16 protein-coding genes are annotated in these 23,395 nt (G+C 48.4%); 8 read left to right on the plus strand and 8 right to left on the minus strand.

The window, feature by feature from the left end; translation table 11 throughout:
• Positions 1 to 198: 198 nt before the first annotated feature.
• The 3 genes from FYJ51_RS08340 to FYJ51_RS08350 form a co-directional block, all read right to left on the minus strand.
• Positions 199 to 10,347: an InlB B-repeat-containing protein gene (locus FYJ51_RS08340; protein WP_154504902.1), complete on the minus strand. Its 10,149-nt coding sequence runs from the start codon at positions 10,345 to 10,347 to the stop codon at positions 199 to 201.
• 505 nt (positions 10,348 to 10,852) lie between these two features.
• Complete coding sequence (locus tag FYJ51_RS08345; RefSeq protein WP_154504904.1) at positions 10,853 to 12,220, minus strand: sensor histidine kinase; 1,368 nt, start codon at positions 12,218 to 12,220, stop codon at positions 10,853 to 10,855.
• Positions 12,217 to 12,936, minus strand: a complete 720-nt coding sequence (locus FYJ51_RS08350) for a LytR/AlgR family response regulator transcription factor (protein WP_154504906.1) — start codon at positions 12,934 to 12,936, stop codon at positions 12,217 to 12,219. The genes FYJ51_RS08345 and FYJ51_RS08350 overlap by 4 nt, the downstream gene beginning before the upstream one ends.
• Positions 12,937 to 13,148: 212 nt before the next feature.
• Here FYJ51_RS08350 and FYJ51_RS08355 point away from each other — a divergent pair, with 212 nt between their 5' ends.
• The 4 genes from FYJ51_RS08355 to FYJ51_RS08370 are packed head-to-tail and all read left to right on the plus strand — an operon-like array spanning position 13,149 to position 15,797.
• Entirely contained in the window at positions 13,149 to 13,430 is a 282-nt protein-coding gene (locus FYJ51_RS08355; RefSeq protein ID WP_154504908.1) for a hypothetical protein, read from the plus strand.
• A 17-nt stretch (positions 13,431 to 13,447) separates the two neighbouring features.
• Entirely contained in the window at positions 13,448 to 14,641 is a 1,194-nt protein-coding gene (locus FYJ51_RS08360; RefSeq protein WP_154504910.1) for a GDSL-type esterase/lipase family protein, read from the plus strand.
• Positions 14,638 to 15,099, plus strand: coding sequence for a DUF4358 domain-containing protein (locus FYJ51_RS08365; RefSeq protein ID WP_154504912.1), 462 nt, complete (start codon positions 14,638 to 14,640; stop codon positions 15,097 to 15,099). Before FYJ51_RS08360 ends, FYJ51_RS08365 begins: the two co-directional genes overlap by 4 nt.
• Positions 15,100 to 15,116: 17 nt before the next feature.
• On the plus strand, positions 15,117 to 15,797 hold the full coding sequence (locus tag FYJ51_RS08370; RefSeq protein WP_105302595.1) for an FAD-dependent thymidylate synthase: 681 nt from the start codon (positions 15,117 to 15,119) through the stop codon (positions 15,795 to 15,797).
• Between the two features lie 121 nt (positions 15,798 to 15,918).
• On the opposite strand, the gene FYJ51_RS08375 is transcribed toward FYJ51_RS08370, so the two are convergent.
• From FYJ51_RS08375 to FYJ51_RS08385, 3 genes are all read right to left on the minus strand, one after another.
• Positions 15,919 to 16,908 carry a serine hydrolase gene (locus FYJ51_RS08375; protein WP_154504914.1) on the minus strand — a complete coding sequence of 330 codons (990 nt, stop codon included), beginning with the start codon at positions 16,906 to 16,908 and terminating at the stop codon, positions 15,919 to 15,921.
• Positions 16,905 to 17,465, minus strand: coding sequence for a DUF4230 domain-containing protein (locus FYJ51_RS08380; protein ID WP_154504916.1), 561 nt, complete (start codon positions 17,463 to 17,465; stop codon positions 16,905 to 16,907). Before FYJ51_RS08380 ends, FYJ51_RS08375 begins: the two co-directional genes overlap by 4 nt.
• 61 nt (positions 17,466 to 17,526) lie before the next feature.
• Positions 17,527 to 18,057 (minus strand): thioredoxin family protein, encoded by a 531-nt coding sequence (locus tag FYJ51_RS08385; protein WP_154504918.1) that lies wholly within the window; start codon positions 18,055 to 18,057, stop codon positions 17,527 to 17,529.
• Positions 18,058 to 18,226: 169 nt separating this feature from the next.
• On the opposite strand from FYJ51_RS08385, the gene FYJ51_RS08390 reads away from it, so the two are divergent.
• The 4 genes from FYJ51_RS08390 to FYJ51_RS08405 all read left to right on the plus strand — a co-directional run bounded on the left by FYJ51_RS08390 (position 18,227) and on the right by FYJ51_RS08405 (position 21,846).
• Complete coding sequence (locus FYJ51_RS08390; protein ID WP_154504920.1) at positions 18,227 to 18,769, plus strand: glutathione peroxidase; 543 nt, start codon at positions 18,227 to 18,229, stop codon at positions 18,767 to 18,769.
• A complete protein-coding gene (locus FYJ51_RS08395) occupies positions 18,766 to 19,203 on the plus strand; it encodes a MarR family winged helix-turn-helix transcriptional regulator (protein WP_105302590.1) in 438 nt (145 codons plus the stop codon). The genes FYJ51_RS08390 and FYJ51_RS08395 overlap by 4 nt, the downstream gene beginning before the upstream one ends.
• The gene (locus FYJ51_RS08400; RefSeq protein ID WP_205946260.1) at positions 19,196 to 20,311 is read left to right on the plus strand and encodes a cation diffusion facilitator family transporter; all 1,116 of its coding nucleotides are present in this window, start codon (positions 19,196 to 19,198) and stop codon (positions 20,309 to 20,311) included. Before FYJ51_RS08395 ends, FYJ51_RS08400 begins: the two co-directional genes overlap by 8 nt.
• 308 nt (positions 20,312 to 20,619) lie before the next feature.
• Positions 20,620 to 21,846, plus strand: coding sequence for an MFS transporter (locus FYJ51_RS08405; protein WP_154504922.1), 1,227 nt, complete (start codon positions 20,620 to 20,622; stop codon positions 21,844 to 21,846).
• Here the strand turns inward: FYJ51_RS08405 and FYJ51_RS08410 are convergent.
• Positions 21,837 to 22,205: a hypothetical protein gene (locus FYJ51_RS08410; RefSeq protein WP_154504924.1), complete on the minus strand. Its 369-nt coding sequence runs from the start codon at positions 22,203 to 22,205 to the stop codon at positions 21,837 to 21,839. The genes FYJ51_RS08405 and FYJ51_RS08410 overlap by 10 nt on opposite strands.
• Complete coding sequence (locus FYJ51_RS08415) at positions 22,202 to 23,365, minus strand: alanyl-tRNA editing protein (RefSeq protein WP_154504926.1); 1,164 nt, start codon at positions 23,363 to 23,365, stop codon at positions 22,202 to 22,204. Before FYJ51_RS08415 ends, FYJ51_RS08410 begins: the two co-directional genes overlap by 4 nt.
• Positions 23,366 to 23,395: the final 30 nt, after the last annotated feature.

Below are 23,395 nucleotides of genomic sequence, written 5' to 3' on the forward strand. Positions count from 1 at the left end.
CATCCGGCTTCCTTCCGTTGACACCTCACGATGTCCACGTTGCCTTTGGCTAGCGCTTTGAATCATGCCGCTATACATGCGCAAGGGACTTTCACCCTCGAGTTATCACCCATGTCGGGTGTACTAAGAAAAGGCACATGGGTCAATTTCCATGCGCCTTTCTTTCAGTCATTCTGAATCTTTGATTCCTGCTGCTGATCAGTGCTTTCCGGACTTTCTCAGTGCTTCATAGGAAGCTGCCGCAAGAATCATGGAACCTCCGAGCATCCAGAACCATCTCAGGATACCATCATCGCTGGTATTCGGAGTATACGGTCTTCCGGTATTCGGCGTGTACGGTGTTCTCGCTCCGGTATACGGAGTATACGGAACCGCAGCCGTCACCGGAGTATATGGAGTTTCTCCGCCCGTCTCTGGCGCATACGGTGTCGGAGCGGGAGTAGACGGAGTCGGCGTGGTTGACGGTGCAGGTGCCGGAGTGACTGTCAGAGTTCCGAGAGCTTCGGTAACCTTATAGTTTTCTTTCAGCGTATTGCCCCAGTCAATCGCATATCCATTTGCAGAACTTCCTACTGCGGTCTGAGTACCGGTTGCAGTGACAATGATACTGTCACGAACCGTCATCAGTCCCTCATAATGTGCTTCTGCATTGGTCAGTGCTTTTCCATCATAAGTCTTGCTTGCGCTGCCCGTGGTAATGGTCAGCGGAGCAGGAATAATCTGATATGTTCTCTCCACCGTTCCTGTGTAATTTCCGATACCGGTAACTGTGACCGTCACAGTTCCTGCATCAATCAGATTCTCGCTGTACGCAAGAGTGTAATCCGTGCCTTCCAGGAGAACTGCATCATCTGCATCCGCATGGATGAAGCCAATCAGATCTGAGAAGAAGCTTGCTACTGCATTCATCGCAGAAGCTTTTACTCTTTCAACCGTCACCGGCTGTTTCTGCTCAAGTCCGTTATAGACGACATCCTCCGGCTGGCTGACCGTGAACTTATCCGCATTGGAGATATCCGCAGCAATCACTGTCAGCGTTCCTGTCTTTGCTTCAACGGTGTAGTTGCTTTCCGAAGCCGTGCCATCCCATACCAGGCTGTACGTATTCTCACTATTGCCAACCGAGATCTGAGATCCGGTAGCAGCGAAGCTTACTGTCTCGCCATTGACCAGGCCTTCAATCGTCCCAGCCGCAGTGAGCGGTGTTCCATCGAATTCCTTCTCTGCATCCGGGGTCACGATGAGGATCGAAGCAGGAGTGATCCGATACGTTCTCTCCACAGTTCCTGTGTAGTTTCCGATACCTTTCACAGTTACCGCAACTTCACCGACATTCTTCACATCCTCGCTGAAGGTCAGAGTGTAATCTTTATCCTTTACGAGAGTCTTTTTAGAATCCTTATCGGCCACAGCAGGTTCCTGTGCCTGATCGCGTCCGTTATAGACAAGATCATTCAAGGATTCAACCTCGAATCTCCTCTCATCAGAGATGTCTGCCGCAAGAATGCTCAGCGTTCCGAGATGCTCAGTGATCTCGTAATTGCCCGCCTTGAATCCGAGCTTCTTGTCATAAGCGATCCGGTTCTCTTCCGTGCCGACATCAGTAATCGTTCCTACTGCTTTGAGATTGCTTACTTCACCCTCCACGAATTGATCACCGCTTACCGTGACCTCCGGAGCTGTCAGAGCGGTACCATCATACACTTTGCTTGCGCTTGCCGATGTCAGCATCACTTTTCTCGGAGTAACCGTAAGAGTTCCATTTTCAGTGCTGATGCTGGAGAACTGATCTGTCACATCTTCATCACCTTTCAGGATGACTACGGATGCAATTGCGTTCTCAGCTGTTCCAGCAGATGTGATGCTGCCTCTGATTATCGCAGAAACAGTGAATCCTTCCGGAAGACCAGCATATTCGCAGCTGTTCTTTGTCAGAGCAGTACCGTCATAAACCTTGGAGTCACTGTCAGCAGTAACTGTAATCGCTGCTGCGTTCGTAGTGATCGTCAGGGTTCCCTCTTCTTTTCTGATCTCGTAGTTGTCAGTGCTGAATCCTCTGCCTTCAGTATATTCAATCGGGTTTTTCACACTGCCGGTCTTTGTGATCGTTCCTACCGCTTTGAGATCTGTTACTTCACCAGTTACAAACCCATCTCCGGAAACTATCACGATCGGTGCTGTCAGTGCTGTGCCATCATACTGTTTGCTTGCACTTTCAGACTTCAGATTCACCGTACGCTTGGTAACGGTCAATGTCCCTTTTGCTCTCCTGATATTGGAGAACTGATTGGTAACATCTTCGCCATCTTTCCTGATCACTACGGATGTGACTACGTTATCAGCCGTTCCAGCAGATGTGATGCTGCCGCTTACCATGACGGTCGGAGTGAATCCTGCTGGCAGCCCATTAATGGTGTAAGTACTCTTTGTCAGTACTTCGCCATCATAAGTCTTGCTGTCGCTGCCTGCTGTTACTGTAATGACCGCAGTATTAGCTGTAACCGTCAGCGTTCCCTCAGTCTTCCTGATTTCATAGTTTCCAGCTTTGAAGCCAGTTCCTTCAGTATAGGTAATCGGGTTTTTAGCGCTTCCTGCTTTCGTGATCGTTCCGGTTGCCTTGATATCCGTAACTTCGCCATCCACGAATCCATCACCGCCTACTGTAACATTCGGAGCGGTCAGCGCTGTGCCATTGTATTCTCTGGTCTGGCTTTCCGAAGTCAGCGTTACATTCCGTTTCGTAATGTTCAGTGTGCCGTTATTCTCCGTGATTGTCTTGAACTGATCCGTAACATCTTCGTCACCCTTCTTGATGACTACAGATGTTACTTTGTTTTCAGCAGTTCCGACATCAGTGATGCTGCCAGTTACTGTGACTTCAGCTGTATAGCCATTCGGAAGTCCGATCACCTCAGAGCCTCCCTCAGTCAGAGGGGTTCCGTCATAAGTCCTGGAAGCATTCTTCGCATTGACTACAATCTCATCTTCATTCTGAGTGATTGTCAGAGTGCCTTCGTCCTTCGTGATCGTGTAGTTGACAGCTTTGAATCCGCTCTTTTCCGTGTATCTGATTTCGTTCTTTACGCTGCCAGCCTTCGTGATCGTTCCTACTGCCTTGAGATCCGTCACTTCACCAGTCACGAATCCATCACCTCTTACGGTAACATCCGGTGCCGTCAGAGCCGTTCCGTCAAACACCTTGCTTGCACTGTCAGATTTCAGATTCACAGTACGCTTATTCACTGTCAGCGTTCCGCTCGCAATCTCAATGTTCGTAAACTGATCAGTGACATCTTTGCCATCTTTCAGGATAACTGCAGACTTCACTTCGTTTACGGCAGTACCAGCATCCGTAATCATTCCGCTTACAGTCACTTTCTCAGTGAATCCGTTAGGCAGTCCTTCAATCTTGTAAGTATTCTTAGTCAGAGGGGTGCCATCATAAGTCTTGCTGGCACTATCCGCTGTCACCTTGATGGCTGCAGTATTTGCAGTGATCGTCAGGGTTCCTTCAGTCTTGGTGATCTCATAGTTGCCAGCTTTGAATCGTGCTTCTGCGGTATAAGCAATGGTATTTGCTACACTGCCGACTTTTGTGATGCTGCCGGTGGCCTTGACATCACTTACTTCGCCAGCGACAAACCCATCGCCTGCAATAGTCACTTCCGGTCTCGTCAGAGCGACACCGTCATATGCCTTGCTTGCTGATCCAGAGGTCAGTGTAACTTTTCTCACAGTAACCGTCAGAGTTCCATTTGTCTTCGTGATATTGGAGAACTGATCGGTAACATCTTCGCCATCTTTCCTAATCACTACGGATGTGACTACGTTATCAGCTGTTCCAGTATCAGTGATACTTCCAGTCACTGTTGCTTCCGCCACAAATCCCTCAGGAAGACCAGTGACACTGTAGCTGCTCTTTGTCAGAGCGGTGCCATCATAAGTCTTGCTGTCGCTATCTGCTCTTACTTCAATTGCTGTGGTATTGGCAGTAATCGTCAGTGTTCCTTCATTCGTTTTGATCTCGTAGTTTCCTGCTTTGAAGCTAGTTCCTTCAGTATAAGCAATGGTATTTGTTACGCTGCCGACAGTGGTGATCGTGCCGGTTGCCTTGAGATCCGTCACTTCGCCATCCACGAATCCATCGCCGCCTACTACATTCGGAGCCGTCAGCGCTGTGCCATTGTATTCTCTGGTCACGCTGTCCGAGGTCAGTGTAACGCTCCGTTTGGTAACAGTAAGCTTTCCGTTATTCTTCGTGATTGTCTTGAACTGATCCGTAACATCATTCCCGGATGCATCTTTAATTAGAACTGTTCCAACAACATTATCTGCTGTCCCAGCATTGGTAATACTGCCGCTGACAGTTACATCTGCCGTATAGCCTTCAGGAAGTCCTTTAACGTCCGCAGCGCTTTCAGTCAGAGCTGTGCCATCATAGGTCTTTGACGCATTCTTGGCATTGACCACAATCTCGTTTTCATTCTGTGTGATTGTCAGAGTGCCTTCATCCTTCGTGATCGTGTAGTTGTCAGCTTTGAATCCGCTGTTCTCTGTATATTCGATCGTATTTATTACACTGCCGACTTTTGTGATGCTGCCTGTCGCTTTGAGATCTCTCACTTCTCCATCAACGAATCCATCTCCGTCTACTGAAAGCACAGGCTTTGTCAGCGGTGTTCCATCAAATGCTTTGCTTGCGCTTTCGGATTTCAGCGTAACTGTTCGCTTCGTAACGGTCAGCGCTCCACTGGTCTTTGTAATGTCAGAGAACTGATCTGTGACATTTTCGTTATCTTTCTTGATGACTACTGAGGTAACTATGTTTTCAGCAGTTCCCGCATCGGTAATGCTACCGCTGATCATGACAACCGCGGTGAATCCTTCCGGAAGGCCAGTGATGGTGTAGGAGTTCTTCGTCAGAGCCGTACCATCATAGAGCTTGCTTGCGTTCTCTGCTGTCACCTTGATGGCTGCAGTATTTGCAGTGATCGTCAGGGTTCCTTCAGTCTTGGTGATCTCGTAGTTGCCCGCCTTGAATCCGTTATTCACATTGTATGTGATGGTGTTAGTTGCACTTCCGATCTTTGTGATGCTGCCAGTTGCCTTGACATCACTTACTTCGCCAGTGACAAACCCATCGCCTGTAATCGTTACTTCCGGTCTCGTCAAAGCGACACCGTCATATGCCTTGCTTGCTGATCCAGAGGTCAGTGTAACTTTTCTCACAGTAACCGTCAGAGTTCCATTTGTCTTCGTGACATTGGAGAACTGATTCGTTACATCTTCATTACCTTTCCTGATGACCACGGAGGCAATTACGTTATCAGCTGTTCCAGTATCAGTGATACTTCCAGTCACTGCCGCTTCCGCCGCAAATCCCTCAGGAAGACCAGTGACACTGTAGCTGCTCTTTGTCAGAGCTGTGCCATCGTAGGTCTTGCTGCCGCTATCTGCTCTTACTTCAATTGCTGTGGTATTGGCAGTAATCGCCAGTGTTCCTTCATTCTTTTTGATCTCGTAGTTTCCTGCTTTGAAGCTAGTTCCTTCAGTATAAGCAATGGTATTTGTTACACTGCCGACAGTGGTGATCGTGCCGGTTGCCTTGAGATCCGTCACTTCGCCATCCACGAATCTATCGCCGCCTACTGTAACATTCGGAGCCGTCAGTGCCGTTCCATCATATTCTCTGGTCACGCTGGCCGATGTCAGTGTAACGCTTCGTTTGGTAACAGTAAGCTTTCCGTTATTCTTCGTGATTGTCTTGAACTGATCGGTCACATCATTCCCGGATGCGTCTTTAATTACAACTGTTCCAACAACATTATCTGCTGTCCCGGCATCGATAATACTGCCCGTTACGTTCACCTCTGCGGTGTATCCTTCAGGAAGTCCGGTAACGTCCGCAGCGCTTTCAGTCAGAGCTGTGCCATCATAGGTCTTTGACGCATTCTTGGCATTGACCACAATCTCGTTTTCATTCTGTGTAATTGTCAGAGTGCCTTCATCCTTCGTGATCGTGTAGTTGTCAGCTTTGAATCCGCGGTTCTCTGTATATTCGATCGTATTTGTGACACTGCCAGCTTTTGTGATACTGCCCTTTGCTTTGAGATTGCTAACTTCACCGTCTACGAATCCGTCGTCGCTCGCAATAACATCCGGCCTTGTCAGCGGTGTTCCATCAAATGGTTTGCTTGCACTTTCAGACTTCAAATGCACCGTACGCTTGTTCACTGTCAGCGTTCCGTTTACATTTTCAATTCTAGAGAACTGGCTGGTAACATCCTGATCACCCTTCTTGACGGTTACTGAAGTAACCTTGTTCTCTGCTGTTCCAGCATCTGTAATGCTTCCGCTTACCATTACTACCGCGGTGAATCCTTCCGGAAGACCAGTGATGGTGTAGGAGTTCTTCGTCAGAGGGGTGCCATCATAAGTCTTGCTTGCGCTCTCTGCTGTCACTTTGATCGCCGAAGTATTCTGAGTAATCGTCAGCGTGCCTTCCTCTTTGCTGATCGTGTAGTTATCAGCTTTGAATCCGCTCTGCTCTGTGTATTTGATTTCATTGGTTACACTGCCCGACTCCGTGATCGTTCCTTTAGCTTTGAGATCTGTTACTTCACCAGTTACAAATTCATCTCCGGAAACTGTCACGGTCGGTGCTGTCAGCGCTGTGCCATCATACTGTTTGCTTGCACTTTCAGACTTCAGATGCACCGTACGCTTGCTGATGGTCAGCGATCCATCTACAGTCTGTATTGTGAAGTGATCTGTAACATCGATACCATTATTGCCCTTTACTGCATAGGTACCGGAAATATTATTTGTATAGGTTCCAGCATCTGTCTTTACCGGGCTCTCTGTGGTATAACCGCTGACCGTATAAGTTACGCCATCAATCACAAACGTATCAGTCACTACTCCGGAAGAAGTATGCTCAGTTCCATCATAGATAAATGTCCCGGAATTTGCCGTTAATGTGATCTCTTTCTTCTGTTCCCAGACCGCATACAGATCATTTGCAGATGTATTGTCATTGTCGATACCAATCTTGCTTCCAACATCATACCGGTATCCAGAAGCATCCATCCAGTATGCGAAATAGTATCCAGCCGGAGCTGTGAAGTCCGCTTTTTCCAGCGTAATCGCAGTGTTGTTAGCCCGGCCGTCAACCGTTGTGGTCTTTTCTTCCAGTTCGGACCCTTCCGGATAGTTCGAGTGATATGTGATTGAAGTTAATGGTGAAGTTTTTCCGTAAACAGCGGTAAGTTCAAGATTTCCTGTAATCTTTACCTTGTCTCCCGGGTAATACTTATCCGTACCATAGCCCCAGTAAAGGAATGTCTTGCCBTCCGGAGGAGTAATTCCTGATGCCGGCTGAATATCAGCATACGCATTCTGGGAATACTGCTTGCTGTCAGTCGGAGCCGTTCCTGTACCTTCGCCAAGGCTATATGCAACCGTGTATTTCTCGCCGTTGATATAGTACGGGTACAGCGTAATGTCGCTATATACTTCTGTGCTGAAGTTATAGATGATGTAATCATTGCCGGACTTTGTTGCCCATCCTGCCCATGTATTTCCTTTTGGAACAGTAACAGTATAGGAACTGCTGCCTTCCTTAATGATATTCCCGTCAGAATCTTTTACGGTCGGCATATCATTTTCATTGATCTTGCTGCCGTAACTGATGGTGAGCTGCATCGGATTGCCAGTTCCTTCAAGATTCATATGAACGGTTCCAGTGTATGTCGGAGCAGCCCACTTTGCATAAATCACGACGTCGTTTGAAGGCATGGTACTATTATTGAAATCAAACGGAACCGTGCATTCCTTATCCTTGAACCAGCCCTGGAAAGTATATGCATCTGGAAGACCGTCAGGACGAGAAGGCTTGTAGGAACTAAAGCCTGAAAGCGACTTTTCGAATAAGACCGACTCCTCTTTGCTCACGCAATTGTAGTTGTAATATGCCAGTTTATAACTGTTACGTGCATACCGAATATACAGATCATCTCTAAAGGAAGTTGAATTGCCAGCGGATGTAGAGTTCCAATCAGAAGAATTGGTTGGGGTTCGGCTTGTTACTATAAAACTATCAACAGTAAATCCCTGGTATTTTTCAGTAAAAGTCCAGGTAGAACCATTCCAACCTAAACTCGTCTCTGTTTCGTTGGTCGGTCTGTCGTAACTGTAGGTCCCATCCAGATTCTGCTTATAATGGCGAATCCAGGTATCACCTGACGGTTTTTCACCATATAGATTCAGAACGGTTCCATTGTCTCTAAGAATAAAGGAATCAAGAAAGGTCAATCGTGTCCCTGAAGGATTATTCCGCTGATCAAGAGCGTCATACCATGCATATTCTTCAGGCCATGTATATTCATTCTGTGCAAGAGTCTGTCCATAAAGGCCAGTGTAGGTCTTATATAAGCTCCAATTTCCACCCCACCAACCGTTTTTCCATGTGTAGTATTCAATGGTGAGCAGATTCCGGTCATAGTATACGTTCAGAATCGTTGTTCCATCACCATTGATGGTTACGGAGGTGGATTTTGAACTGTTATAACTGAATCCTGTGTAACCTTTATTCTGATCTGCATATTTCGGTGAAGCATAGCTTCCGGTTTTACCAATGCGCGTTGCTGACTCTGCGTAGTCATAGGTCTTCTCAGTGTCTTCAGCATTCTTGCTGTCATTGACAGACTGCTTCCAGAATATGACAGTATATTTAGTATCTGGGCTTGCTTCCCACACCGCATACAGAGTGGTATCTTCTGAAATCGTGCTGCCGAATGCATATTCAGAACCATCTTCAGAAACAGACCAATGTTTAAAGGTATAGCCAGGTCTCGTCGGTGCTTCCGGTTTTACTGTATTCTTTCCTGCCGCAACGAATACAGGCTTCACATAGCTTGCTCCTTTGCCGCTGGAGAAATACAGATAATGGCCTTCTTCGACCTTCGGATACAGTGTCACGTTATGATCAGAAAGCGTAACAGACTTGACTATTTTGGTCGGTTCAGCTTCTGTGTACCAGCCGGTCACAGAGTGTGTGGAATCCAGCGGAATCGCAACATCTTCAGCGCTGATGACGTCTCCGCTGACGCCTTCCTTCGTAGTGCTGACTCTGCCCTGATTATCCAAGAAGAAGACATAATATGCCTGCTGGAAAACCGGATAAAGATGGACCTCTCCCGTTGTGCTTACAGATGCTGCCAATGTGCCGAACTCGCCTGGATCTCCTTCCTGAATGGAAGAAACACCCTGCGTATAGGACCAGCCAAGGAATTTGCTGCCGGTCTTTTCAGGTGTGGTCGGCGCATAAACCGTTTCGCCGTCTTTGACTTTCTGTCCTTCGTCAATCGCTTTTCCGTCTGCATCATGGAAAATATAAGTAGCGATTGCTGGAGTGTCTTTGCTGGAAATAACATAGATCGAGAAATGGTCTGCAGAGAATTCTGCTCCAGCCGCGGATACATCCGCATTGCCGACTACCTGTACATTTCCGTTGTCCTCTTTATGAAGCACTTCCTGTGTACTGGTTTCTGTGCTTGCAAGTGCTCTGCGCGGTTCCAGTGATACCGATACTGCTCCTTCCGGCTGTACTTCATTGCCATTTGAACCAATGAAGGTAATATCTACTGCCATGGCATCAATGACTTCCTGATCTTCAGAAGCGGTCTGCTCAGCTGCTGCAATTGCTTCCGAGCGAGAGACATATGCAACCTTCATCTCCGTGCCAGTTCTGAAGGTATTTTCACCATAGCTGACAGTTACGGTCATCTGGCTTGTAGAGCCGTTGAAAGAACCTGCAGGCAGGTATTCCGGTTCAGGTGCTGCTGTTGCTTCTGGAGTCGCTGACGGTTCCGGTGTCATGGTCGCTTCCGGCGCTGCTGCTTCCGCAGTTTCCACCGGAGCAGCCGATTCAGCCGGAGCTGGCGTCTCTTCCACTACGGGGACTGCAGATGCTTCCGGAGCTTCTGCAGGAATCACAGTCGGCTCACTGACCGCAGCTGGCGTCGGTGCTGGAGTCGCCGCAGGAGCTGGAGCTGGCGTTGCAGCCGGCGTCGGTGCAGGTGCTGCTTCCTGGACAGGAGCTGTTTCTTCTGCCGGTACCTGCTCCTCAGCAGGTGCCTCTTCAGCAGGAGCTGCTGTCGTGATCACCGGTTCCTCAGTAACCGGCTCTGCAGGTGCTGCAGATTCTGCAGGTGCCTCCGTGCTTGCAGGCATGCCCGTGTCTTCAGCAACGATCGTGGCGATCGGCGAGAGGAACATTGCCATTGCAATTGCAGAATTCAAGCATGATTGCAGGATTGAGTGATGCTTTTTTCTGTTCTTCCCCATAGTTTTACCCCTCCTTACAGAGAATTCATTCAATCAAAAAGCAATTTCTCGGATCTCGTAGAGAAAAAGAAGCTTTTTACACTTTCTATTATCTGGAATTCATCCCTCCAATTACGGCATTTCACGTCGCAGATCATGCATCTCACGCTGTCCGTCCCGCAGGCAATAGATCAAGCGTGAAGGCTGTGACAGAAGTGCAGAAAAAGCGCATTGCAAAAGGGTTTTGAGATATTCTCGACATTTATAATGCGAATCAGCGAATTCATGCATGCAGGTCTGCGATTCATATGCTGCGAGATCCAGAAATGCTTTATTAACGCTGTTTAATTATGAATTTTGCAGGGTATTATCCAGCTGGATTTGTGAAAACATTCTGATTTGCGCAGAGATCAGCCTCTGTTTCTGGATTTGTCCCTCCACCATGCAAAAGGTTTCAGATTCGTCGGATGAACCTGAAGCGCAGAAAAAAGCCGGTGCCTTTCGGCATCCGGCAGTGTGGGACAGCTCAGCCAGAATGGTTCAGATATAGAAGAATTCTGGAGGTAAAGGAATGATTTGATTCGTCAAAGCGGAATTTTGCCGAACCTCCGTACTTCTCACAGATATCCTTCACAGCATTGAGACCATAGTTCTTTCCGAATCTGACAGACTGGAAGGCATCTGCATCCTGATATGTCTTCTCCGGCTGATAGTCAGAAGACGGATGAATCTGATCACAAGCATTTTCTACCAGAAGGGCAAGCCTGGATCCCATGACTTCCGCTTTGACCCTGATCCACCTCTCTCCTTCTACCGTTTCATTCGAGAGAATTGCATTCTCCATGATATTCCCGAACAGGATCGTCAGATCATTTGCATCAATGGGCACTCTCGGCACATCAGCCATGACTTCACAGGTAATTTCGTTGTCCTGCGCCCAGCCAACATAATACTGAAGCAGATTGTTCAGAACCTGGTTTTCGCAGAACTTCTGTTTTGTAACCAGTTCTGCTTTCTTTGCGATCTTCTCAATATATGCCTTCACCTTCTGCGGATCGCCAGTATCTGCCAGCTGATAGAGCTTCGTCAGATTATGCGTCAGATCATGCTGCTGACGGCGGGCTGCCTCGATTTCATGCTCGATCTTCTGATACTGCATCACTTCAGAATCATGAATGCGCCGCATCTCTTCCTGTTCGCTGCGGATCAGACTTTCCCTCATCAGAAAGGCATAGTACAGCAGCAGAATCAAGCCGATGAATAATAAAAGCGGTGTGATTTCCGTAAACCTTCCATCCACTGCATGAAAGTAGATCATGTAAATCACGATGATCGCAAAATACGCAAAAATCAGATAGATCAGAAGAAGGCTTTCCCTTTTCAGCACTCTGGCATTATAGAGCTTCAGATATCTGCGAAGAATATCCCGATTGATGATGTAGCCTATCGGGGTCAGGATCATCATGATCAACAGCAGAATCAGGATGTCAATCGGCTGAAATCCTCCGACCACCAGTGTCGGGTGAAGCGGCTGCAGCAGGCAGCGCACCAGGAACTGCTCCACGACCATGAAGATCGAATGGACCATGACCAGCATCTTCTTCTGAAACGGTTCCTGAATCAGGAAGAAATAAGTGCCCATGAAACCAAGCACCAGGATCAGCATATATACGTCGGTATAGATGTTAATATCAACTTGCTCTGTTCCAGACATCAGGTAGGCAAGAACCGGGAACAGAATCGTGACCCCGATCAGGGCAGCAGACACACTCCATACCGTCTTTTTCCGGTCATATCGGAATGACTCTTCATCAAATGGGATGAAAGTCATCAGAAAAGCCGGGAATATCTGCAGAAAGAATCCCAGCGTCTGAAGCACATACTGAATGATCATACCGTGAAACCAGTTCTTCCGGAAAGATGGAAGAAAATGAAGTCATCATAGGCTGCCCGGATCTCATCACGGTCTTTTCTCGACAGCATGATCTGAACCCCGTTCTTCAGGACACACACATCTCTCTGCATGCGCTCAATGAAGTCCGCATTGACAATCATGCCTCTCTGCACCTTCAGGAAGCTGTCATTCAGCTGCTGCTGAATGTCAGAAAGTCTCATGTACGCAGAAACCTCTCCGCCCTTGCGAAGAAAGATCTGAACCTGATGATTGTCACTGCTGATATAAGCAATATCCTCCAGATAGATCATCTGCGAGTTCTTTCCGGTCTTCAGCAGCAGCGCGGGTTTGGCATTCTGCTTCTTCCTGATCCGATCGAATACATCGCGAAGCTTGTCGGTCGTAATCGGCTTGACCAGATAATGCAGAGCATTCATCGAAAACGCTTCGATCGCATGCGAAGTGCTGGTCGTGGTGAACACCACTTCTGTCCGTGGGGATACTTCCCGCATCTGCCTGGCCGCATCCATGCCGTTTTCTTTCGGGAGGTACACATCCAGAAAGGCAATGGAAAAATACGGCTCCTTCTTTGCTGCCGCAATCAGATCTCCGATTGAGTTATAGCACTCCGCATTGCGGGTCGGATCCCATCCCTGAAGCGCAGAGATGAATTCCTCTTTTTCCTGCTGGTCATCTTCCAGTAATGCAATTCTCATATGGGTACACCTCTCGGTTAGTCCTATTTTATAACTTCCTGCAGAAAAAGAAGATCCACAAGCGCAGGATGCACAGATTTCCGACGTAAAACGCCTGATTTCCGCATCCGATTTCTATGGCTGCTCCATAATCTTCCAGTTTCTTCGCTTCCTGGTCAGAATGATTCGAGCAATGATGCATGGTGCGGTACAATAATACCGGAGAAAACGATATGGAAATCGTGTACGTAAAAACCCTGAAAGAGATGAAGGAACGGCTTTCGAGCGCACCGGAAGACCGTTCCCGGTGGATCATTCTCGGTGATCCGATTCACCATAAAGCCCAGCTGATGATTGCGCTGGAAAAGCCGATGGACAAAGAAGCACAGAGCGGCTATTGTGCCCAGTACGACAATTACGAAACCGACGAAACCAGATGGAGCGGAGAAGAACCTCTGACTTACGAAGAAGCGAAGAACCAGGCCCTTTCCTGGCTTGATGAGCTTCTTTCCTGAAGAGAAAGGGAGGGGTTATGAAAACGGCTGGCAAGATCATGACAGCGGCAGCGGCAATTGCCGGTGTCTATGCAGCAATGTATCTGGGTTCCATGCTCACAGTGGAGGATCCGGATATCATTGCAATCTACGGAAAAGAAACTGCAGAACCATCTTCCTTCCAGGCAGAGCTCTTCGGAAGAGATATCAGCAGTCACGTAGCGGTCCGCACCGATCTCAATCCTGATCGGGTCGGCACCTACAGAACAGACTATACATTGAAAGTCCTTGGGATCCCGATTCGCACGGTCCATGGACAAGTCTCAGTAAAGGACGTGGAAGCACCCATCATCACGATGGCGGATCATCCGACTGTCTTTACGAAAATCCATGAAGACTGCTCCTTGCCCGCATATACCGTAACCGACAATTATGATTCTCCCGATCAGATTTCCGTGAGAATCGGAGGCGGAGCAGATCTTGATACTGCCGGAACTTATGAATGCATGCTCATAGCTTCTGATACTTCCGGCAATTCCAGTTCAAGAAGACTCACTCTCATCGTCGGAGACATCCGCGATGAAGATTTTCAGCCAGGAAGATTCCATCTCTCAGATTATGATTCTTCCGGAGTGATTCTGCGTCCGCACGGTGATTCCATCTCTGATCAGGACTTTGAAGGAGTCATCTTCTCCGGGGATTCCAATATCGTGAATATGAGCATGAGCGGACATGTGCCCAGCAATCAGGCCTTGGCAAGATATGCTATGTGTCCTTCCACGTTTGACCTGCCGGTATTCTACCGCAATGAGATGACCTATAAGAATCTCACCCAGTGGACAGGAATTCTGAAGCCCGATATTCTGATTCTCGAAATGGGCTTATCCGAAGTCAAGGAAGGTGATGCCATCCGGGAAGCAGAAGCTTATGAAACCTGCATTGACCAGCTGCTGAATGCTTCTGAAGACACCAGGCTGATCATCTGCTCGCTCTGGCCGGTCAGAGATGATGACAATGAATCCGGGGCGTCTCAGGAACTGATCAACCGGCTCAATTACTGTCTGCTGAAACTGTGTGAGAAGAAAGGCCTGCACATGATTGATGCAGACACCGTTCTGAAAGAACAGAACGGATACGGATATCGTGATTATTATGCCGAAGATGGATATCATCTGAACGCTGCTCAGTTTCCGATCTTCGTCAATTATGCCAGGGAGGTCATTGCGCCATGAAACTTCAGAAGATTCTGACGGCAGCTATGGTCCTAGTCAGCCTTTCTGCCTGCCGCACAGAGGAACCAGCTGACAGAGAAGAGCTGACAGTCTCATCAATTGCCGACGCTCTGCTGGAATGCTATGATGTCCCGATGACAGAAGAAGACTCTGCTTCGCTTGAGAACCTGCTCAGAATTTCGCCTGACAGCTTCAGCGATGCCAAGGGATATCTGTCTGAAGAACAGGATGGGCAGCTACTGTTTGTTGCAGAAGCAGCAGATGATGAAACTGCTGCTGAGATCTATGATGCGATGAGCTATTATCTTTCTTCGCTGCAGAACACCGCATCCATGTACAGCCCGAATGAGCTGAAGATGCTGAATGACGGATATCTTGTCACGAGAGAGCATTTCGTGATTCTATCGGTCTGTGCAGACCGGACAGCAGTAGAGAAACAGGCAGCTGCTATTTTCTGAAAACAGGAAGGAACAATATGGGAACAATACTGATCCAGAGCGAAACAACCAGAGACCCGATCAGCCTGATCGGCCGAGAAGCAGGAGTCTGCTGGAATGCGGATATTGAAGACGCTGAAAAAAACTATAAGCGCGGCATGAACTGCCTGTCTTCCGGGCATGGAAGAACCTGGGAATATCCTCAGGTCTATCTGGTGCTTGATGGCTACAGTGCGCGGGTCATCCGTGAGCTGTATACGCACATCGGCGGCTCGCCGACACGTCTTCAGGCAAGCACCAGATATATCAATTATGAAAAAGGCTTTGCCTATGTCACTCCCCCCTCGGTAGAGAGAGATACTGAAGCAAAGCGAGTCTATGATGAAGCAATCTCTTCCATCACCGATGCCCTGCAGAAGCTGGAAGCACTTGGCGTTCCGAGAGAGGACTGCGGAATGCTGCTGCCGCTCGGCATGGAAAGCAAAGTCGTGCTCAGAACGAACCTCCGGAACCTCATCGATATGGCGCACCAGCGCCTCTGCACGCGAGCATACTGGGAATACCGCCAGCTCATGCAGGACATGGTCCATGCACTAGCGGAATATTCCGAAGAATGGCGTTACCTGACTGATCATTACTTCGTTCCCAAGTGCGAAGTCACCGGCTTCTGTCCCGAGGCAAAGTCCTGCGGCAGAAAACCGAAGAAAACAGAAATTTAACCCCGAATTGACGAGGCTCTGCTATCAGAGACCGGTCAGAAATGCTATCTTATCGTTGCAGGGCGATGAGTAACCTGCAGATCAGAAACAATCAATCCTGCTGTCCAGCAGGATTTTTATGTTATCTGCAGAGGCTGAGATATACTTTGGTTCCAGCAAGCATATCTTCGTGGGCTTCTGCCAGTGCATCCATCAGATCTTCACACGCATCAAAGTCTTCCGGAAGATCGGTCATGATCACAAGCAGATACGGATGTTCTGGTTCATAGATGATGCCGCCATCCACCGTCGCTTCAAGGTCTTCCATGCCATCGTCATAGGAAATCCATCCCGCTTTGGTCCGTGTTGTGACCCCAAGCTCGCTGTAATATGGGTAAATGATGGAATAGTTCGGAGATTCATACCAGGACGATACCGCCTGTCCGATCTCATCCTGTTCAAACCATGCCGAATTCAATGCCCAGAGCTTTGCCAGCTCTCTTGCAGAATAGGATGGATACATCTCTTCTGCAATGTCAGTTCTGACCCCTGCTTTCCGGCACCAGCTGCGGATATATTCTTTCCCGTACGTATTCCTGAGATACTCATAAGCATCATTATCGCTGTACAGAATTGCCCGTTTCATGGCATCGGCCTCTGCATTCACAACCTGCGGATATTCTGCCGCCAGACTTGCCACATAGAAAGCTTTGATCGAACTAGCTGAATAGTAAATCACATCCGGCTGATAGGAAAGCCGGACTCCGGAATTGAGATCTTCCAGAATGAAGCTCACGGAATATCCCGCTTCTTCCAGCTCATCCACTGCTTCATCCAGTTTCACTTCGGTTTCTTCGTCCAGTGTGATCCCGTCCGATAATTCAATCTCATCAGAATCCGCGATCTCGTCAAGATCCTCTTCCAGCATGCTCAGAGTTACATCGTCTCTTTCCCTCAGCGGTACAATCATGCTTACCTGTTCCGCCGGCTGTGAGCTGATTTCTGCGGGAAGAGGTGCTGGTTCCCCTGTTCCTGCAATCAGCAGGCAGAACAGATAAAGCCCTCCTGAGACAATCAGCCCCCGGAAGGCTTTTCGGATCTGATTCAGTTCGTGTTTCAGTCCGGTGCTCACGCGGTTTCGATCTCCCTGCCCTGAGCCAGCGGTTCAATCAGCTTCGTGACTACGAGCACAGCCTGACGATGAGCCTGGTTCTTCAACCTCTCCAGGTCAGCATTCTGCTCCACATCTTTCCGCGCTGCTTTGATCGCTTCTGAGATATCCTCTTTGTCATTCCAGTTGAACAGCGCATTATGCTCATCATAGAAACGAAGCGAATCCGTATCTACATCGATGGACTGGATCGTTGTCTCCGGCAGCTTCACCGTGATCTTCTGCGGGGTTACTGAAACTTCTGCCATGGAAAGATCAATACCCGCCCGGATCACTGCGGAGTAGATCATCGAAAAGCTTCTTCTGGTCAATAAAGGCAGGGAACCTTCCTTATACTTGACCAGGTTCACATACTCAAGACTGCACGTCGTCAGATCGCTGCACTCGCTCAGCTTGGACTCCAGGAAGTCCGTCGTGATCTCCGCCTTTTTCTTCCTGGCTGACATGGAATGGCTGATCACCATGCCGAGCGCGAAGCTCAGCGCAATCACCAGAATTGTCAGAATCACATTATTCATATCTTTCTCTTATCCCTCTCTGCAGCAGGAATTGCATCCGCTTCTTCAGTATACACAGTTCTCAATCGGATTGTTTTTCCGCGAGAAACCCATTCACATATGTCTCGTAAAGCTTCAGTTCTTCGCTGTCTGTCAGCTCTGCATCATCCGTTCCGGTTCCATTCACCGCACTGATTACCGCACCATCCCGGATGAAGAAGACGGCAGGAACATACAGCTGTGCCTCGCCATTCTCATCTGTCAGAAGATACTCCGAGAGCTGCTGAACCACAAGATCATATCCAGGCAGATCCTGATTGCTTGTCCATTCCGGATCCTGTCTGGTATTGATATAGAAAACCTTCCTGCCGGTGTCTGCTGCCGCCTTCGCGAGCAGCGGAACAGCCGTCTGGCAGAACGGACAGCTCTCAAAGCCAAAAAATACCGTCATAGTTTCCCCGTCTTCCATTGCTTTCAGGAAATCCGCGGTCTCCGTTTCATAGAAGGATGTCTGCCTTGCCAGGCTGTAACCGCTCATATCAGCGTAAGACTGCGAGTCACATCCGCTTAACAGCAGCACCCCAGCAAGCCAAAGCAATCCCGGTTTTCTCATTCCATCCTCCAGTTCACAGAAAACATTTTCTATAATTTACCGCACCCTCATGAAAAAGTCGATCCTCTCATTTTCTGATTCTGATTGCAGAAATCCCGGCAGATACTTGCAGTTTTATTTATTTTGTATACAATACTTTTGTAGACAATATAAAGGAGGACAGAAGATTATGAATATCTATGACTACACTGTTCCTGCTGCAGATGGCAGCACCGTATCCCTCAAAGACTATGAAGGCAAAGTACTTCTGATTGTGAATACTGCCACCGGATGCGGTTTTACTCCGCAGTACAAGGATCTCGAAGAGATCTATCATGACGATCATGAAAAAGGGCTTGAGATTATCGATATCCCGTGCAACCAGTTTGCCGGTCAGGCCCCAGGATCTGATGAAGAGATTCATCAGTTCTGCACTCTGAAATATCATACCGAGTTCCCGCAGATGAAGAAGAGCGATGTCAACGGTGAGAATGAGCTTCCGCTCTATGGCTATCTGAAGAGCCAGAAAGGATTTGAAGGATTCGGCAACGGCGTAAAGGCACTTGCCATGAGCGCAATGCTGAAGAAAATTGATCCTGATTACAAGAACAACCCTGATATCAAGTGGAACTTCACGAAGTTTGCCGTCGACCGCAAGGGCAATGTTGTTGCCCGGTTTGAGCCGACCGCAGACATGAAAGAAGTAAAGGCCTGCGTGGAAAGCTTATTATGAGTGATCGTCTGAGACTGGATCATCAGCTGTGCTTTCCTCTGTATGCATGTGCCAGAAAGGTCACCGGCCTATATACCCCATATTTCAGGAAGCTTGATCTGACCTATACGCAGTACATCATTTTCCTTGTGCTATGGGAACAGGATGGCATCAGCGTAAGCCAGCTCGGAGAGAAGCTCTACCTTGACAGCGGCACACTGACACCGCTGCTCAAGAAGATGGAAGCGAAGGGATGGATCAGGCGTACCCGCAGCGATGAAGATGAGCGAGTCGTCAAGATCACTCTGACCAGAAAGGGAAAAGAACTTGAGAAACAGGCAGAAGAAATTCCCGAGAAAATCGGTGCCTGCATTCCGCTGAAGTCTGAAGAAGCAGAAGAACTTTACCGTCTTCTTTATCAGATTCTGAAAAATGGAGATGAGAGTCATGAGTGAGCAGAAAGCACGAGAACAGATCATCATCCGCACCAGCGCCATCGGCATTGCCGCCAATGTCCTGCTGGCCGGCTTCAAGTTCACCGTCGGAACGATGAGCAATTCCATTGCCATCATGAATGATGCGGTGAATAACCTGAGCGATGCATTGTCTTCTGTGATCACCATCATCGGAACCCGGCTTGCCGGAAAGAAGCCTGACAAGAAACACCCGATGGGCTATGGAAGAGTGGAATACCTGAGCGCACTGATCATTTCCGTGATCGTTCTGTATGCAGGCGTTTCTTCTCTGGCAGATTCCGTGAAGAAGATCATTCATCCGGAAATCGCTTCCTATGCTTCCGTAACCTTCGTGATCCTGATCGCCGCGATTATCGTGAAATTCCTGCTTGGCCGCTACTTCACCAGAGTCGGAAAGCAAGTCAGCAGCGGTTCGCTTGAAGCAAGCGGATCTGACGCATCCAATGATGCGATCATCTCGATTTCAGTACTCGCATCCGCTCTGCTTTACCGATTCACCAGCATTTCCATTGAAGCCTGGGTCGGTGCTGTCATTGCAGTGATGATCATCAAATCAGGAATCGGTCTTGTGCAGTCTACATTGAGCACGATTCTCGGCGAACGGATTTCTCCGGAACTTTCAAAATCCATCAAAGCAGCGGTTGCCAGTTTTCCGGAAGTCAGCGGTGCTTATGATCTGATTCTGAATTCCTACGGACCGGATCAGTATGTCGGTTCCGTTCATATCGAGATCCCGGATACGATGACCGCAGGACAGATTGATGATCTGGAGCGTGAGATTGCTGCAAAGATCTATCACGAATTTCATGTAGCGCTGACCGGGATCTCAATCTATTCAATCAGTACCGCTGACGACCATATCAAAGAGATCAGGTCGAAGATTACCGAAAAAGTCATGAATCATGAGGGTGTTCTTCAGATGCATGGCTTCCATGTCGAAGAAGACACGAAGCAGATATTCTTCGATGTCGTGCTTGACTTCAGCTATGACCGCAAAGCTTTGTATCAGACGATTCTGAATGAAGTGCAGACCCTCTATCCGGATTACACGATTCATATCCAGATGGATGTAGATGTCAGCGATTAAGAGCAGGAAATCCTGCTCTTTTTCATTCAGTCGTACCGCGCATGGATTCGGGCAATTCTGTTTCATTGCAATCCGACTGAACTATCATTCTTTATGTTCCCCTGTCTATCGGCTCAATCACATCCTGAAGACACCGGTTCTGCCGACCTCACAGATTCTGTATCACCTTCTGTGGAGACGCTGAAACGATTGCCGGATAAAAACGATTGATCAAGCAGAACTCGGAACAATCAGATCGCAGATCCAGAACCCCCCTCGAGTTTCTCAGTCATGCCATCGCTGTTCCATGAATCCGTTATAATGATTTCATGAAACTATTTTCGCAATATCAAGATCTTCCCTCACAGATCTATATTCTCTTCTTCGGAAGAATTGTCACCAGTCTTGGTTCGATGGTCTGGCCGATGCTTACCATGATTCTGAATCAGAAGATGGGGATGTCTGCCAGTGAGATCTCTCAGATTATCGTTCTTGCCGGAATCATCATGATCCCGGCTTACCTGCTTGGCGGAAAGCTGGCGGACCGTTTCAGCAAGAAGCGGAATATTGTCCTGCTTGATTCCCTGTCCATCGCTTTCTACATCATCAGCGCATTTCTGCCATTATCCATGACCGTAATCATTCTGATTATTGCGGCTGCTGTTTTCCAGAGCATGGAACAGCCTAGCTACAATGCCCTGGTTGCTGATCTCACGTACACAAAAGATCGGGAGCGGGCATATTCCATGCTTTATCTCGGTTCCAACCTCGGTCTGATCCTTTCTCCGACCATCAGCGGTTTTCTGTTCCGGAATTACCTCTGGCTTGCTTTTCTGATCAGCGGCATTGCCATTGCAAGCTCCACAATTCTGATCCAGCTGAAGATCAATGACATCACACCGGTTCACGACGAGTCCGAAGAAGCCTCCTACCAGACTGCCAGAGAAGATGCCAGTCTGCTTTCCATTCTGAAAGAAAACAGAGTGCTCCTCCTGTTCGTGATCTGCACCGGACTTTATCAGGCAGTATATATGATGTGGGGCTATCTGATGCCGCTTGATCTCGGCAGAATCCATGGTGAAAATGGTGCCGTCATCTACGGCACCATCAACAGTCTGAATTGTCTGATTGTTGTTCTGTTCACGCCTCTGATCACAAGGCGGTTTTCTCGTTTTCATGAACCGGAGAAGATTCTCATCGCATTGCTGATGATCGGTCTCGGCTATCTCATCTTCCTTCTGAATGAAGGCCGAATCCCGTTTTACTATGCAGCGATCATTCTCTTTACCTGGGGAGAAATCTTCGAAACCATCTCCGATGCACCCTATGCTGCAAACCGCATTCCTTCCAGCCATCGTGGAAGGATCAGCGGCTTTTCCACCGTCATCCAGTCATTTATGGCAGGCGGATTCGAACTGGCGATCGGAACCCTTTATGATCACTTCAGCCCCGCAGCAGCGTGGGCTTTCGTGCTTGCCGCTAATGCTATCGCGGCACTTCTCTGCCTTATGCTGATCCGCCAGGACCGCAAAGCATATCCGGATCTTTATGAATGATCCTTTTCCACCGAAAAATTTCCGACTGCTTCATCTCCCGATGCACTGACAATATAAGTTCCGGGATCGGGACTGATGTGATAATCATTCTCACCGCTGATTTCTTCTTCTGAAGAAACCGGATTCAGTTCTTCATCCAGCAGGGTAACCGTAAGGCTTCCCTCTTTCAGATTCGTTGTGATATGCAGCGTATCCCCGGCTTCAAAGGTCATCTCCTGTTCCAGATACGTACTTTCCGGGCTCTCGGAAACAAATGAAATCTGTTCTGCATTCCGGGTTTCTTCCGGCAGCTTTTCGCTCTGCTCTTCCGGTGTGCAGCCAGCCAGCAGAATCATTGCCAGAAACAGCTCTTTTTTCATCCGGCGAGCTCCTTCATAGCCTGTTCAATTTCTTCTTTTCCGGCATGCAATGCGCCCTGAATCATCTCTGCACTGCCCCCGCCACGGCCATTCAGTTTCTGATTCAGTTTTCTGCTGAGATCTCTGAGATTCACTTCATCAGACAGAATCACATAATGCACCGCATCCGGATCCTCAGAGAAGACAGCAGCAGTATGGCAATGTTTTTCTTCCATCAGCCTTTTGGCAAATCGGCGCATCGAATTGGAATCCATGCTCATCTCAAAATCCAATAGCAGCTTCTGATCTGATTCAAATAAACCCATTCTGCTTTCTGCATAGGCAGCACTCAATGCCGACAGAACAGCTTTCTGCTTTCCCTGTTCTTCGATCAGCCGGCTGACTGCAGAAGCAGTCTCATACGGCTTTGCAGAAAGCAGATGCGAAATCTGACGGTTATTCCGGAAAATGGTCTGGTAGTCCCGCAATGCTCTTCGGCCTGCCGTCATCTCGATCCTGGCACCGTCTTTGCGGTTCTGCAGCGACAGCAGCTTGATCACGCCGGCTTCACCAGTCCTGGCAAGATGCGTTCCGCAGCAGGCACATACATCTGCGCCTGGAATCGTTACGATTCTTACTGTTCCATGAAGCTCTTTCTTGGAGCGGAACTCCAGTTTCTTTAATTCTTCTTCCGAAGGAAATGTGATTTCCACAGGTACGTTCTTCCAGATTACTTCATTTGCAGCATCTTCAATCTCTTTCATCCTCTCTTCATTCATCGGCCCGCTGAAATCCAAGGTGATCACTTCCGGTCCGAGATGAAACCCGATATTCTCATATCCGTATTTCTGATGAATCAGCCCGCTGACAATATGCTCGGAAGTATGCTGCTGCATATGGTCAAACCGGCGTTCCCAGTCCAGAATGCCATGAACCTTCTGGCCTGCTTCAAGCACAGCATCGGTCACATGAACAATCTCACCGTTCACTCGATGCGTATCCAGCACGGCAATGCCATTCAGCGTTCCATGATCTCCCGGCTGGCCGCCGCCCTCCGGATAGAACGCGGTATCATCCAGAACCACTTCGTAGCATGACCCCTTCGGAGTGCATTTCACCACTTCTGCATCAAACTCCCGGCAATAGGGATCACGGCAGAACAGCTCATTCATTTCCTGCATCACTTGTATTCCTCACTATGCCTATTCTAC

The sequence above is a fragment of the Stecheria intestinalis genome (genome assembly GCF_009696165.1).
Lineage (GTDB): Bacteria > Bacillota_I > Bacilli_A > Erysipelotrichales > Erysipelotrichaceae > Bulleidia > Bulleidia intestinalis.